Origin of the sequence: Xanthomonas sp. D-36-1 (genome assembly GCF_017746155.1) — a bacterium.
GTDB lineage: Bacteria > Pseudomonadota > Gammaproteobacteria > Xanthomonadales > Xanthomonadaceae > Xanthomonas > Xanthomonas cissicola.
The window spans coordinates 1-13812 of sequence record NZ_JAGHWR010000087.1; the positions used below are offsets into that span (position 1 = coordinate 1).

General features: G+C 63.9%; 11 protein-coding genes. 5 read left to right on the forward strand and 6 right to left on the reverse strand.

Annotation, left to right across the window (positions count from 1 at the left end):
• Window positions 1-93: 93 nt before the first annotated feature.
• Together J7367_RS19810 and J7367_RS19815 are read right to left on the reverse strand one after the other, a co-directional pair.
• A complete protein-coding gene (locus tag J7367_RS19810; protein WP_003482947.1) occupies window positions 94-1038 on the reverse strand; it encodes a chemotaxis protein CheV in 945 nt (314 codons plus the stop codon).
• A 158-nt stretch (window positions 1039-1196) separates the two neighbouring features.
• Complete coding sequence (locus J7367_RS19815) at window positions 1197-1424, reverse strand: hypothetical protein (protein WP_123768318.1); 228 nt, start codon at window positions 1422-1424, stop codon at window positions 1197-1199.
• Here J7367_RS19815 and flgA point away from each other — a divergent pair.
• The 4 genes from flgA (at window position 1423) to J7367_RS19835 (ending at window position 4186) form a co-directional block, all read left to right on the forward strand.
• Window positions 1423-2067: a flagellar basal body P-ring formation chaperone FlgA gene (gene flgA, locus J7367_RS19820; RefSeq protein ID WP_057659501.1), complete on the forward strand. Its 645-nt coding sequence runs from the start codon at window positions 1423-1425 to the stop codon at window positions 2065-2067. The two genes, J7367_RS19815 and flgA, sit on opposite strands and share 2 nt — an antisense overlap.
• A 66-nt stretch (window positions 2068-2133) precedes the next feature.
• Complete coding sequence (gene flgM / locus J7367_RS19825; RefSeq protein ID WP_057659499.1) at window positions 2134-2445, forward strand: flagellar biosynthesis anti-sigma factor FlgM; 312 nt, start codon at window positions 2134-2136, stop codon at window positions 2443-2445.
• Between the two features lie 15 nt (window positions 2446-2460).
• Complete coding sequence (locus J7367_RS19830) at window positions 2461-2793, forward strand: flagella protein (RefSeq protein ID WP_003482942.1); 333 nt, start codon at window positions 2461-2463, stop codon at window positions 2791-2793.
• A gap of 166 nt (window positions 2794-2959) precedes the next feature.
• Window positions 2960-4186, forward strand: coding sequence for an ATP-binding protein (locus J7367_RS19835; RefSeq protein WP_057659498.1), 1227 nt, complete (start codon window positions 2960-2962; stop codon window positions 4184-4186).
• 140 nt (window positions 4187-4326) lie between these two features.
• Here the strand turns inward: J7367_RS19835 and J7367_RS19840 are convergent, their stop codons facing one another.
• Complete coding sequence (locus J7367_RS19840; protein WP_007964288.1) at window positions 4327-6048, reverse strand: EAL domain-containing protein; 1722 nt, start codon at window positions 6046-6048, stop codon at window positions 4327-4329.
• Between the two features lie 3 nt (window positions 6049-6051).
• A complete protein-coding gene (locus tag J7367_RS19845) occupies window positions 6052-8184 on the reverse strand; it encodes a PAS domain S-box protein (RefSeq protein ID WP_007964286.1) in 2133 nt (710 codons plus the stop codon).
• Window positions 8185-8304: 120 nt separating this feature from the next.
• Here J7367_RS19845 and J7367_RS19850 point away from each other — a divergent pair, with 120 nt between their 5' ends.
• Complete coding sequence (locus J7367_RS19850; protein WP_176214981.1) at window positions 8305-11091, forward strand: EAL domain-containing protein; 2787 nt, start codon at window positions 8305-8307, stop codon at window positions 11089-11091.
• Window positions 11092-12052: 961 nt separating this feature from the next.
• On the opposite strand, the gene J7367_RS19855 is transcribed toward J7367_RS19850, so the two are convergent.
• A complete protein-coding gene (locus tag J7367_RS19855) occupies window positions 12053-12337 on the reverse strand; it encodes a hypothetical protein (RefSeq protein ID WP_017158325.1) in 285 nt (94 codons plus the stop codon).
• Window positions 12338-12423: 86 nt separating this feature from the next.
• Window positions 12424-13614 carry a methyl-accepting chemotaxis protein gene (locus tag J7367_RS19860; protein WP_005914458.1) on the reverse strand — a complete coding sequence of 397 codons (1191 nt, stop codon included), beginning with the start codon at window positions 13612-13614 and terminating at the stop codon, window positions 12424-12426.
• Window positions 13615-13812 lie beyond the last annotated feature (198 nt).

The window sequence follows — 13812 nt, forward strand, 5'->3', positions numbered from 1 at the left end:
CGGCGGTTGAACGGGCCAGGCGCCTTTGTGCGGGGGAACAGGCGCGGGAGATGTCCGCCCGCGGCTCAGCGACTGCACGGCCCAGCAGTGTGCTCAGGCCGCTTCGGCGACCACTTTCAGGCGGGCCAGCACATAGTCGGCCAGTTCATGGGCGCTGTACTTGGCCACGAAGGCGTTCGCGCCCACCTGCTCGACCATGGCGTTGTTGAACACGCCCGACAAGGAAGTGTGCAACAGCACATACAGGCCTTGCAGGCCCGGGGTGCGCCGGATTTCCGTCGTCAGCGTGTAGCCGTCCATTGCCGGCATCTCGATGTCGGAGATCACCATGGCGTAGCGGTCGGCCGGGTTTTCGCCCGAGGCAGCCACTTGCAGCAGGTGGTCCAGCGCTTGGCGGCCGTCCGACAGCAGGGTCGCCGAAACACCCAACTGGTCGAGCACGCTGCGGATCTGCTGGCGCGCCACCCGCGAATCGTCGACCACCAGCACCTGGAACTGGCGGTCGTAGGCCACCAGCTGCAGCGAGGGATCCAGTTGCACGTCCTTGCTGACCTTGGCGATATCGGCCAGCACGCTCTCCACGTCGATGACCTGGATCAGTTCGCCCTGGAAGCGCGTCACCGCCGTCAAATAAGTGGCTTCGGCGCCCAGTTCCGGCGGCGGGTGGATATCTTCCACCGCGATATTGACGATGCGCTCCACGCCGCTGACCAGGAAGCCCTGGACCGAGCGGTTGAACTCGGCAACGACCAGATAGCCGGGACCGTTTTCCGAATGCGAGTCGCGTTCCGGGTGGCCGATGGCCAGGCCCAGATCCAGCACCGGCACCGAGCGCCCGCGCACGTCGGCCACGCCGGCGAACTCGGTCGGCAAGCCAGGCACCTGGAACAGTTCCGGCCGGCGCAGCACTTCCTGCACCTTGAAGACGTTGACGCCAAAAAGCTGGCGTCCGCCCAGCCGGAACAGCAGCAGGGCCAGTCGATTGTGGCCAGCCAGTCGGGTGCGCTGGTCGATGCGGTTGAGCAGATCGTGGGTCATGGGGCAGATATCGACAGCGCCCTCGGGAAACTTGAGGGCTTTATGGTTGGTCGCGGCGCTGTCGGGATTGGTGATTTGGGATTCGCTCAAGCGCCGGGATTGGGGGTTAGGGATTCGCTCAAGCCCCGGGATGAGGTGATTTGGGATTAGGGATTCGCTCAAAAGCGTGCATGAGCGATTTTGTCTGCCGCTGCTGCTTCTGCATCCTTGAGGGCTTCGGTGATGGTTGTCGGAGAGATCCGGTCGCTGAAGGGGCTTCGGCAGCGGATAAATGAATCGCCCACAAGGCCGCTTTTACGAATCCCCAATCCCGAATCCCCAATCCCGGCAAAAACAGGCACGCCGCTTGCAACGCCTGTCCCGTCTTCCTCCGGATCCGGTCCCATGCGCCTGCTCCTGCTTGTCATCTTGTTGGCTGCCGCTCCGGCCTGGGCCCAGAGCTATCAGTCTGTCGATTCCATCCGTGCTGCTGCGCTGGCGACCGTTGGCCCGGACGCCGAAGCCGAGGCCACGCTCGATCCGGGCCTGCGCATGCCGGCTTGCCCGGTCGCGCTGCAGGCGCAGCCCACCGGCACCAATACGGTGGAAGTGGCCTGCCCGCAGCCGGCCGGCTGGCGCTTGTTCGTGCCATTGAAGGTGCGTCGCAACCAGGACGTGCTGGTCTTGCGCCGTGGCATCAGCGCTGGAGAAACCATCTCGCTGGCCGATATCAGTATCGAGAAGCGTGACGCCGCGCGCATTGTCGGCGCGGTGCTGGCCGACCCGGCCGCTGCAGTAGGCAAGACCGCCCGCCGCATCCTTCCGGCCGGCTCGCTGCTCTCGGCCAACGATCTGGTGACGCAGCGGCTGGTCCGGCGCGGCGACACCGTGCCGCTGGTCTCGCGCAATGGTGGGCTGGAGGTGCGCATGAGTGGTCGCGCCCTGTCGGACGCTGGCGAAAACGAGCGCGTGTCGGTGGAAAATTCGTCCTCGCGCCGGGTGGTGCAGGGCATCGTTGAAGCGAGCGGAACCGTTGTGGTCTCCAGGTAAAAAATTTCTATAAAGTTTTTTTTCTGGGTGCCGTTATCCCCTACGACCTGTAGAGGAGTTCCTGACATGACCCAGAAAATCGAAGGCAATCTACCGACCGCTGCCACCCTTCGCACCACGGCCACCAGCAGCAAGATCGCTTCGGTCGGCGAAGATCGCGCGTCCCCGGTTGCCGCAACCCCGCCGACCGACAGCGTCAAGTTGACCGGCGAAGCCACCAACCTGCAGAACCTGCAGCGCGAGCTTTCGCAGTCTTCGGCGATCGACACCGGTCGCGTGCAGGCGGTGAAGGATGCATTGCAGAACGGCAGCTATTCCATCAACCCGGACGCCATCGCCAGCCGCATGATGGATCTGAATCAGCAACTGGCGGGTTGATCCCCGACTGAAAGGATGAACGTGAACGAGTTCCTGCAACGTCTCAGCGATGCGCTGGCCGGCGAACGCCAGGCATTACTCGAGAACGACATCGACGGGCTGATGCGACACACGCAGGACAAGCTGTCGGCGCTGCAAGCGCTGGAAGCGGCGATGCCTGCAGGCGAAGAAGAGCGGCTGCGTGAGTTGGCCGAAGCCAATCGCGCCAATGGTGCGCTGTTGGCACGCCGGCGCCGCGAAGTGAACTGGGCGCTGCGCCACCTGGGCCGCACCGAAAGTGCGCCGTCCTACGATGCCAAGGGGCAATCGAGCGTACTGCGCGGCGGGCGTTCGTTGGCGGTGGCCTGAGTTGCACGCTGTTTTGCAGTACACCCGGTGGCAGATGGTGCGGCAGGCTTAGGCGAGCAGGCAGGTGTCGTTCGCTCTGCGACGCGCCGCCGGCTAATGCAAAACGACAATACGGAGCGTAAATGGTTCGGCGTATATTGAGGCATCCTCTACGCCGCCTGCTCCCGTGACCGCCAAGTTTTTTCTCAATCAAGCCTTATTGCCGTCCCCAGATATCCTGCGCGCCTTCGGCGACCAGATGATGGAGGGGCTGCTGCTGTTCCGCGCAGACGGAAAGCTGATTCTGGCCAATGCCATCGCACGCCAGAGCCTGTGCAATGAAGACCCCACCGACGATCGCAATCTGGGCGAACGCATCTCGCAGGTATTGCCATCGGACGCACTCAATCAAGCGCGCAGCAAGGGCAGCTGGACCGGCAGCCTGCCGGTCGCCGACCGGGTGGTCATTGCGCACCTGTATTACAACGAAGAGTACGGGCCCGGGCATTTTCTGGCGCTGTTCCACAACATCGAAGGCCAGCAGGATTACGAGCGCGAGCTGCAACAGCGCCACGCCGAATTACGCCAGGCCTATCTGCGCTTGAACGGTGCGCAGGACAAATTGCTGCAATCGGAAAAAATGGCTTCGATCGGCCAGTTGGCCGCAGGCGTGGCGCACGAAATCAATAATCCGATCGGTTATGTGCACTCCAATTTGGGCAGCCTGCAGGAATATCTGCGCAGCTTGTTCACCCTGATTGAAGCCTACGAGCGTGCGCTGCAGGCGCCGGACCCCAAGGCGCTGATTCCGGAAATCGACGAGATCCGCAACCGCGCCGACATCGACTTCATCAGTCGCGATCTGCCGCAATTGATGGCCGAATCGCGCGAAGGCATCGAGCGGGTGACCCGCATCGTGCGCGACCTCAAGGACTTCTCGTACTCGGACCGGTCCGAGTCGTGGAAGATGGTCGACCTGCATGCGGGCCTCGAATCCACCATCAACATCATCTGGAACGAGCTCAAGTACAAGGTCACGCTGGAGCGCAATTATGCCGAGCTGCCGCTGGTGGAGTGCCTGCCATCCGAGCTCAACCAGGTCTACATGAACATGCTGCTCAACGCCGGCCAGGCCATCGTCGAGCGCGGCACGATTACCGTGACTACCGGTCGCGATGAAGCGGAAAACGTCTGGATCCAGTTCCAGGACAGCGGCGCCGGCATCGCCCCGGATCTGCTGCAGCGCATCTTCGACCCCTTCTTCACCACCAAGCCGGTCGGCAGCGGCACCGGCCTGGGCCTGTCGATTTCCTACGGCATCATCAACAAGCACCACGGCCGCATCGACGTGGAAAGCACGCCCGGGCAGGGCGCCAGTTTCAGGATCACGCTACCGATCCGGCAGCCGCGGTAGCGCTGACGCGCTGGGAATGGGGAGTTGGGAATCGGGAATCGGGAATCGGTAAGGTAGCTTTTCGCTCGCTTGATCTGGCTGCGTGTCTGAGAAGCAACAACACGCGGAGGTCTGCTCTACCGATTCCCACTCCCGATTCCCTATTCCCGGCCGTTCCGCAACTCATCATGCGTGCGGAACGCCTGGCGAATATGTTCGCGCAGTTCGTCGTCGTTCCAGGGCTTGGTCAGGAAACGGTAAATCGCCCCGCGGTTGATGGCCTCGGTGACGGTGGCCAGGTCGGTGTAGCCGGAGAGCACCAGGCGCACCGTGTCGGGGTAGAGCATCTTGACCCGTCCCAGGAACTCGGTGCCGCTCATGTCGCTCATGCGCTGGTCGGACAGGATCACCTGTACGTCGTTGGTGGCCAGCAGGTCGAAGGCGTCGCGCACGTTGCCGGCCGCCAGAATCCGGTAACCGTCGCGGCGGAACAGGCGCACCAGCGAGCGCAGCACGTTTTCTTCATCGTCCAGCAGCAACAGCGTGCGGTCGGGGCGGCTTTCGGCGAACGATTCCGGGCGCAGGTAGCGTCGGCGTAGTGCCATGCCCGCCGACTCGGCCGACATCGGCTCGCCGAACAGGTAGCCCTGGAAGATGTCGCAATCGTTACGGCGCAAAAAGCCCAGCTGCGCCTGCGATTCAACGCCATTGGCAATGACGGTCATGCCCAGCTGGTGGCCCATGGCGATGATGGCGCGCGCGATCGCCGCCTCGCGGCTGCCAGCCGGTGCGCTCTTGATGAAGCTGCGGTCGATCTTGAGCCGGTCCACCGGGTAGCGCACCAGCGCGCTCAGGCTGGAATCGCCGGTGCCGAAGTTGTCCAGGCTCAGGCTGATGCCTTCGTTGCGCAGGTTGGCCATCGTCTCGTGGACGAAGTTGACGTTGTTGGTCAACGCGCTTTCGTTGATCTCCAGCGTGACGAACTGCGCCGGTACACCGGCGGTCTGCAGCATCGCCATCACTTCGTTGAAGAAGCCCGGGCGCAGCAACTGCAGCGTGGAAACATTCACTGCGATGCTGAAATCGTCGAAACCCTGGTCGCGCCACAGCCGCGCCTGGCGCACCGCGTTCTGCAGTACCCATTCGCCGATCTGCACGATCACGCCCAGGCGCTCGGCGGTGCGCATGAAGCGTTCGGGCACCAGCATGCCCAGGGTGGGCGATTGCCAGCGCAGCAGCGCTTCCATGCCGACGATCCGGCCGTCGCGCGCACTCACCAGCGGTTGGTAGCGCAGGCGCAACTCGCCGTGCGGAATCGCATCGACGATCTGCCGCGCAATGATGCTTTCGCTATGCGCGTTGGTGGCCGAGTTGCGCGTGTACAGCCGCACCGTGTTGCCGCCTTCGCGCGCGGCCTGGTAGCTGGCTTCTTCGGCGTAATCCAGCAGCGTGGACAAGGAGGTGGAATGTTCCGGACACAGGCTGATGCCGACCTTGCCGGTCATGAACAAGGTGTACGGCAGCACCGACAGCGGCAGTTCCAGTTGCTGGCGGATTTCTTCGGCAAAATCTTCCGGCAATGGCGTGTCTTCGCGGCGCACCGCCACAACCACCATTTCATCGCTGCCGTGGCGCCACAGCTTGCCGCGCGTGCCTAGAAATTCCTGCAGCCTGCGCGCTGCCAACGTCAGCGCCTGGTCGCCGACCTCGCCACTCATGTTCTCGTTGATCGAGGCGAAGTGATCGATGTCGACGTGGAAGATCATCAGCGGCGGGCCGCCGGACGCGGCCGCATCCACCAGGTGCAGCAATTCGGGATTGCCCGCGCCAAGCCGGGTGGGCTTGACGATTTCCAGTCCGGGCGGGATTACGGGGCTCCACATGACTCAACGTCCACCATCGTCGTGGACGGACTCGCCGACCGGGTGATAGGGCAGGCGCAACGTCACGCGCGTGCCTGCTCCGGGGGCTGATTCTATCGCGAGCGTGCCGCCGACGGTTTGCGCACGCTCACGCATCACGATCAGCCCCAGCCCACGCGGACCCTCCGGCTCGAAGCCATCGCCGTCATCGCTGACTTCCAGGCGGAAACTGTCGCCGTCGATCGAATGCAGACGCAGGTGCACTTCGCCGGCGCAGGCGTGTCGCAACGCGTTGGTCAGGCTTTCCTGCGCGATCCGGAAGCAGGCCTGTTCGATCTCGTTGCCCGGCCGTTCGTCGAGCGCCTGAATATCCAGCTCCAGCCGGACTTGCGAGGCGCGGAACAGCATCGACGCCTGCCAGCGCAGCGCTGCCTCCAGGCCCAGGGCATCGAGTTGTGGCGGGCGCAACAGCATCGACAGATTGCGCAGCTTGGTCACCGTGGTATCGGCCAGCGACACCACTTCCAGCAAGTCCTCGCGGCGCGCGTCCGCATCCGGCTCATCCAGGGCTGCATGCGCGGACAACTTCATCGCGGTGATCGCTTGTCCGATGTCGTCATGCAGGTCGCGCGAGATGGCACGCCGCTCATCTTCCTGTAACGAAAACAGACGTTTGGCCATCGCCTGCAGCTCGACATTGCTCTCGGCCAGGGCATCGCGCATGCGCTCGGGTTCGCTCAGATCGCGCACCACCAGCAACTTGCAGCTGCGTCCGCCATAGCGGATGTCGCCGGCCGACAGGCCTGCGTAGAAGGTGCTGCCGTCGCGACGACGCATCGCGCGTGCGCTGGACACCGGCTCATTGCGATCGCTGCCTGCGCGCAGGTATTCGCGCACCACCGGCAGGTCGTTGTCGCCCACCAGGGTCTGCAGCGGTTCGCCCAGGATGGTTTCGCCCTGAAAGCCGAACTGGGCCGAGCCGGCCGCGTTGGCGTACATCACATGCTCGTCGGCGAGAATCAGCACACCGTCGGGCAGCACGCGCACCAGTTCGCGAAATTGCTCCTCGCGTTCGCGCAGCAGCCGGCGCGATTGCTCGCGTTCGCTCACATCCTGCAAGGTGCCGTGCACATGGCGCACGCCGCTGGGGCTGGTCACGCTTTCGGCACGCAGATGCACCGTGCGCGGTTGCGAATCTCCACCGGTCAGCGGCAGCAGCACATCGATCTGCACCTCGCCACCGGTACACATGTCTTCGATCATGCGTTCGATGCGCGCCTGGGTCGCGCTGTCGGAGGCGGTCAGCAATTCTTCCAGCCGATGCTCGCGACGATGCATCGGTACGCTGCGCCCCAGCAGGCGGTAGACCGCTGGCGAATAGCGCCCCAGACCGGTGGTGCGGTCCAGTTGCCAGGAGCCCAGCCGCGCAATGCTCTGCGCCTCTTCCAGACGTCTGAGTGCCTCGTCGCGCAGATCTTGCGCCTGGCGCTCTTCGCTGCGGTCAACAGTGACGACCAGGCGGGCAGGGCCGCTGGCCAGATGCAGCTGGTTGCTGCGCACCTCGACATGTCGCGTGCCGCTGCGCGTCATCAGGTCTTCGTTCAACACGCAGGTGGCATCTCCCTTGCCGCGGATCTGCGCAATGATCTCTTCCAGCCGCTCGCCATCGGCATTGGGCCAGATCGCCTGCAGCGTCTGCTGCAGGAACTCGTCGCGCTCCCAGCCGAAGAATTCCAGCGCCGCCGGATTGGCGTCGAGGATGCGCATGGTGGCCAGGTCGTAAATGAAGGCCGGGCTGGGCAGCGCCATGAACTTGGCTTGCAGCAACGCTTCGGACTGCGCCAGCTGGGCGTACTCGTCCACGATCAAGCCCGTGAAGCGGCGCAGCACCAGGTGGATGACGATGCTGGACAGCACCAGAAAGCTCGCGTCAGACCAGCGCTCCGGCATGGCGGCGCCGGCCAGGTTGAGCAACCGGTTGCCCAGCAGCAGCCAGATCACGCCAACCAGCAGATACAGGCCGGTCAGGGTCCACAGGCCTTGCTGCAGGCGCTCGGCGAGACGAAGACAGGAGACGGGGGCTGACGAAAATGCGGGCGCGGCGACGGGCTGTTGCATGGATCCGCGGACGACCTTGAGTGCTGGCGATGCGGCCATCTTAGCCGTAACTCGGGCCGGTTCGGTCCCGCTCGCAACAGGTGGCTCAACTATTCGCCGGCACGGCCGTTATCCATTGCGACTCCGAAGGCCGGGGTCGATTCTTCGGAGTGTTCCAGAGTGGACTCAGGCGTCATTGCAAGCATGCTGCAGCACCCGCTGACCTCGGCGGTGGTGTTGTTGGATGCGCATGGCCAGCCTCTGGCGGCCAACCGCGTTGCGCAATCCCTCGGATTGCCGGCAACCCTTGGCGCATACGCCGATGTGTTGGAAAGCAGCCGTGCCCAGCTGGCTGACAGCGGGGGCATGGCGCCCTGCGTGTTGCCGGGCAGCGGCGGCGGGCGACTGGAGGGCTGGCTGCGCGCGGTCTGCGACGAGCAGGGCCAGATCATGGCATTCACCCTGAGCATTCCAGAACCGAAGGGTGCCGATGGCACCAGTCGCTGGGAGATAGGCCTGGACAGCGCCGACCACGGCTTGTGGGATTGGGATATTCCGGCCGATGTGGTGTATCGCTCCGAGCGCTGGACACGCATGCTCGGTTATTCCGAGCAGCCGCTGCCGAACAATCTCACTGCCTTGTCCGGGCTGATTCATCCGGAAGACCACGCGCATGTCAGCGCGGCGGTGCAGGCGCATCTGGAAGGCCGCACCGATACCTATGTGGCAGAATTCCGGCTGCGCCAGCACGACGGCCAGTGGCGCTGGATCCTGGATCGCGGCCGCGTGGTATCGCGCACCGCCGACGGACGTCCATTGCGCATGGTCGGCACGCATACCGACGTGCACCATCAAAAATTGCTCGAGCAGCAGCTGCGCGATCAGCAGGCACAGCTCGAAGAAGCCCAGCGCATCGCCAGCATGGGGAGCTGGAGCTGGGATTCGCATCACGATGCCCTGTGGGTGTCGCAGGATTTCCTGCAACAACTGGGCATAACCCATGTTCGTCTGCAAGGCATCCGCGACATCCTGCGCCTGCTGGCTGGGCCTTCGGTCGCGCAACTGCGCAGCGCCTGGCGCAAGATCAAGCACGAAGGCATGCCGGTGCATTTCGAACTGGAAATCAACGGCCTGCTTGGTGCCAACCCGCATCATCTGCGCGTGTGGGCACAGCCGGTGTTCGATGGCGACGGCAGCATGGTGCGCGTGCTTGGCCAGCTGCAGAACGTCACCGAACAACGCCAGACCGACGCGCTGATCCGTTGGCGCACCGAACTGCTCAATCGCGTGTCCGCGCTGGGCAAGATCGGCGGCTGCGAGATCGAGGTCGACACCCGGCGCATGCAATGGACCGAGGAGTGTTATCGCATCCACGGCCTGCGCAAGGAAACCATCACCCTGGAGCAGGCGCTGTCGCTGTACACCCAGGATTCGCGCGACGCTTTCGAGGCGGCGCTGCTGCGTATCTCCGATGGCGGCCTGCCCGAGCAGCTGGAGCTGTGTTTCTATCGCAACTCCGGCCAGCGTGTCTGGGTCCAGGTGCTGATCGAGCTGGATCGTCGCGAGGGCTTGCCGCCGCGGTTTGTTGCCTTGTTCCGCGATATCACCCGCGAGCGCGAAGCCAACGAGCGCATCGAGCTGCTGGCCCATTACGACCGTTTGACCGGTTTGCCGAACCGCTTCTTGTTGCGCGAGCAGGCAGAAAACGCCATTCGCGAAGCGAACGAGCGCGGCCAGACATTGGCAATGCTGTTGATCGATCTGGATGGCTTCAAGAGCATCAACGATTCGTTTGGCCATGCCACCGGCGACAACCTGCTCAAGCTGGCCTCCTCGCGCCTGCATCAACATCTGCGCAATAGCGACCTGTTCGGTCGCTTCAGCGACGACGAATTCATCGTGCTGCTGCGCGATATGTCCGAGCCCGAAGATGCCGGCCACGTGGCGCGTAAATTGATTGCCGCGCTCGGCGAGCCGCTGCGCAAGGAGCATGTCACCCTCAAGCTCGGCGCCAGCATCGGCATCGCGCTGCAGGGCGAAGGGCTATCGGATTTCGACAGCCTGCTGCGCGCCGCCGATGCGGCGATGTATGCAGCCAAGGAATCGGGGCGCAATACGTACCATTACTACAGCCAGGACGTGCTGCTGCGGGCGCAGCGCCGCCTGGAGCTGGAGCATGCGCTGCAAGGCGCGCTCGAGCGCGAAGAATTCACGCTGGTCTACCAGCCGCTGGTCAACACCGTGGACGATGCATCGCCGGCCATCGAAGCGCTGATGCGCTGGAATCGCCCTGGCCACGGCCCCTGCAGCCCGGTCGAATTCATCCCGATCGCCGAAGAATGCGGCGAGATCGTGCGTCTGGGCGAATGGGTCATCGGCGAAGCGTGTCGTCAGGCCGTGGTTTGGGATCGAGCCGGGCTGCATTTCAGCCGCGTTGCGGTGAATGTGTCTGCGGTGCAATTGCGTGAACGCGGCTTTGCCGAGCGCGTGCTGGAAATCTGCCGCGACAATGGCTGGCCGCCTTCGCGCCTGGAACTGGAGCTGACCGAATCTGCCTTGATTCGCGACTCGGATTCGCTGCGCCGCTGCTTCGAATTGTTCGAACAGAACGGCGTACTGCTGGCGGTGGACGACTTCGGCACCGGGTTCTCGAACCTGCATTACCTCAATCGCTTCCCGGTGCAGCGCCTGAAGATCGACCGCAGCTTCGTGCAAGGCATGCTCGACGACGCCAATACGGCCGAAGTCACCCAGGCCATCGTCCATCTGGGCCACGCCCTGGGCATGCAGGTAGTCGCAGAAGGCGTGGAAACCGTGCAGGAAGACGCGCTGCTGCGCCAGCAGGGCTGCGACGAAATCCAGGGTTACTTCTACTCCCGCCCGCTCTCGCCGCGCGACATGGCGCAGTGGTTGCGCGAAGCCGACGCCGGCATGCGGTTGGGCGCGCGTCTGGTCATTGCCAACTGACCCAGTGTGCGGCATTGCGTGGGTTTAAGCCGCAGCAGCCGTCTTACGAGTAGCCGGTGTGTATTGCCCACTGGCTTGAAGACATCAGAGATGGCAGGCCGTCGCGGCGTTCGAACGCCGCTGATCACTTGTTAGGTCGGGCATGCCGCGCCTCGCCAGCCACAGGGCAACCTGTGAGGGCGTCCACACAGACGTTGTGGCGGCATCAACGACGCTCAAGCTGACGTAAGCTGCAAGACCACCACAACGTCCCAGCGTCGAAGTTGGCGCGATGCCTCACTGCTCGCAGGACAAGCTGCGGGTCCATCGATTGAAGTTCGATGGCGACCTCCATGCCGGTCCAACGCTTCCGCACTCGGGGAGGACATCGCACCCGGGACTTGCCTGGTTGGCAAGTGAAGAGCACAGATTGATGCACTCGCAGATCGCGCAGCGACCATCTCGATGGTCATTGCCCGCCCGCCATTGCAGGAACTCGAACGGAATGGATGCCGTGCAAGCTCTTCAGGCTGTAGTTGCATCTGTCCTGCGATGAGGCGCGCGCAAGGATCCCGCAGCCAGGCGACACATCAGCATCGCCGCAACTGACGGGTCGATTTCCACTGCTGAAATGACTTGGGGTGCTCAGGCGACAAGGACGTAGTTGGGTTTGCCCGGCAATAGAGCGTGAGGGAGTTGGGCCGCCACGTAGCGGACGCGCGATTGCCTCGCACAGGCTTCCGATAGGCGTAGCGACCCAAGGCGCACGTTCGGTCACAAGAATGGCTGAGCAGACGGGCAGGGGAGAGCTCACCCTGATGCTGCGCGCGAACAGTACCGCGTACGCAGAGTATTGCGAGTCGGCACGGGGTGATGCGGAAGCACCCTGGCGGCAATGCATGTGCAAAAAACGTCGATCTCGGGCAGTGGAAACAACCAGCGGAGCGCCTGCCGAGGCACGCCCCGCTGTACGGCGCTGGGCTTACCGCGCCGATCCGCTGACCGCGGCACCATCCAGGCCCAGATCCCAGGCCACCGTGGCGAACAACAGCTCTCCTTCGCTGCATACACGGCGCGGGTTGATCAGGGCCAGCAGCTCCGCGCGTGCGCTGTTTTCCAGCCGTTCCAGCGCGGCAGGCATGCGGACACGCCGCAGTGCAGGCCTGGCGGCATCGCTTTGCGCGATGCGCTCGGCGTGTGCGGCTGCCAGCGCAGCGGCCTGCAGTGCGGCGGTAGGGGCATCGATGCTCGGGGCAACAAGTGTCATGGGCGAAACACCAGGTCGTGACGGAACGACAAATCCCCGGAGGGCCGGGGAATGTCGGAATCAGCAGCTGCGTGGCGACATCGGTCTTAGAACAACTCGACCGTGCCGGCACCCATGCCTTGCTGTGCCACCGGCTTGTGCGGCGGGCGTTCCCACTCCACGCGCATGTCGCGCAGGCGGTTGGACACCTTGGCCAGCGCGGCGACCAGGTCGCTGTCGTACACGCCGCCATTGCGATGCAGCAGTTCCTGCAGCGCCACCGCTTCGCGGTTGATCGCGGTCAGGCGATCCAGGTGGGTGTGGATGCCGCTCAGCGTCTGCGTGGCGATGTCCTCGAACTGCAGGGCACGCACCGCTTCGGCCACGCTGCCATCGATCGAGCGTGCGCACTCGGAGATCTCGCGCATGCCATCGCCCAACGAAGCGTTGATCTGGGCGACGTTCTCCAGCATGGCGGCCGATTCGTGGCGCGCCTCGCGGGAGCGGTCCATGTGGCGCGAGGCCAGCTGCGAGACCGTTTCACGCACCTTGGCGATCGATTCCTTGGAGCTGTGCGCCAGCTTGCGGATCTGCTCGTTGAAGGTGGTGGAGCGCTCGGACAGGTTGCGCACCTCGTCGGCGACCACCGCGAAGCCGCGACCGGCTTCACCGGCACGTGCTGCTTCGATGGCGGCGTTCAAGGCCAGCAGGTTGGTCTGGTCGGCGATCGACTTGACGTCTTCCAGCAGCGCGAAGATGCCGTCCAGGTGCTGGGCCATCTCATCAATGTGATGGACGGTGTTGGTGCTTTGGCCGCTCACCTGTTCCAGCGCTTCCACCAACTGCTCCATGCGGGAGCTGGCATGCTGGGCGAAGCGCGCGACGTCGACGCCGGCACTGCCGTCGTCACCGGCACGGTCGACGATGCGGGCCAGTGCCTGGCTTTGCTGACGCGATTTACGATTCATCGCTTCGAAGCTGCCACCCAGGCCGGACACGGCCTGGCGGATCAGTTCGCGGGCACGCTCGACTTCCGAGCGCGATCCGTCGACTTCGTTGCTGACGAACGTGCGCAGTTCGTTGAGCAGTTGATCCTGCTCGCGCAGGATGCGGGCCTGGTCCGGATTAGGCCGGAACTGGGAATACGTCACCCAGGCAGCGAAACCCAACCAACTGAGGGTCATGGTCGCCAGGATCGCCCAGCGCACCGAAGCGGGCCAGTCGAATCCGACAGCGAAAGGAAACAGCAAGGTCAGAGCCAAAGGGGCGGCTAGACGGATGAGTGGACGTGAATACATGGGCGTTCTCGGCAGAGTCACGGTTGCTGTATCGGCACTGCCCCCGTTGTCTTTAGGGAAGGTCTGAACAACGAGACCTGACAGGGCGGAAGGTGGCGTCGTTCCGAAGAGTGGCTTTTGGAACTTCGGAATTTCGCCATTTCTGGCGCTTTCCGCGGGAATTTCCCGGTTCACAGACGCACGCTCCCCATCGCCGGC

What these genes read in the sequence shown, in the direction of transcription:
- J7367_RS19810 (WP_003482947.1), bottom strand. Translation starts at nt 1,038, where the DNA reads ATGACCCACGATCTGCTCAACCGCATCGACCAGCGCACCCGACTGGCT.
- flgA (WP_057659501.1), top strand. Translation starts at nt 1,423, where the DNA reads ATGCGCCTGCTCCTGCTTGTCATCTTGTTGGCTGCCGCTCCGGCCTGG.
- J7367_RS19815 (WP_123768318.1), bottom strand. Translation starts at nt 1,424, where the DNA reads ATGGGACCGGATCCGGAGGAAGACGGGACAGGCGTTGCAAGCGGCGTG.
- flgM (WP_057659499.1), top strand. Translation starts at nt 2,134, where the DNA reads ATGACCCAGAAAATCGAAGGCAATCTACCGACCGCTGCCACCCTTCGC.
- J7367_RS19830 (WP_003482942.1), top strand. Translation starts at nt 2,461, where the DNA reads ATGAACGTGAACGAGTTCCTGCAACGTCTCAGCGATGCGCTGGCCGGC.
- J7367_RS19840 (WP_007964288.1), bottom strand. Translation starts at nt 6,048, where the DNA reads ATGTGGAGCCCCGTAATCCCGCCCGGACTGGAAATCGTCAAGCCCACC.
- J7367_RS19845 (WP_007964286.1), bottom strand. Translation starts at nt 8,184, where the DNA reads ATGGCCGCATCGCCAGCACTCAAGGTCGTCCGCGGATCCATGCAACAG.
- J7367_RS19855 (WP_017158325.1), bottom strand. Translation starts at nt 12,337, where the DNA reads ATGACACTTGTTGCCCCGAGCATCGATGCCCCTACCGCCGCACTGCAG.
- J7367_RS19860 (WP_005914458.1), bottom strand. Translation starts at nt 13,614, where the DNA reads ATGTATTCACGTCCACTCATCCGTCTAGCCGCCCCTTTGGCTCTGACC.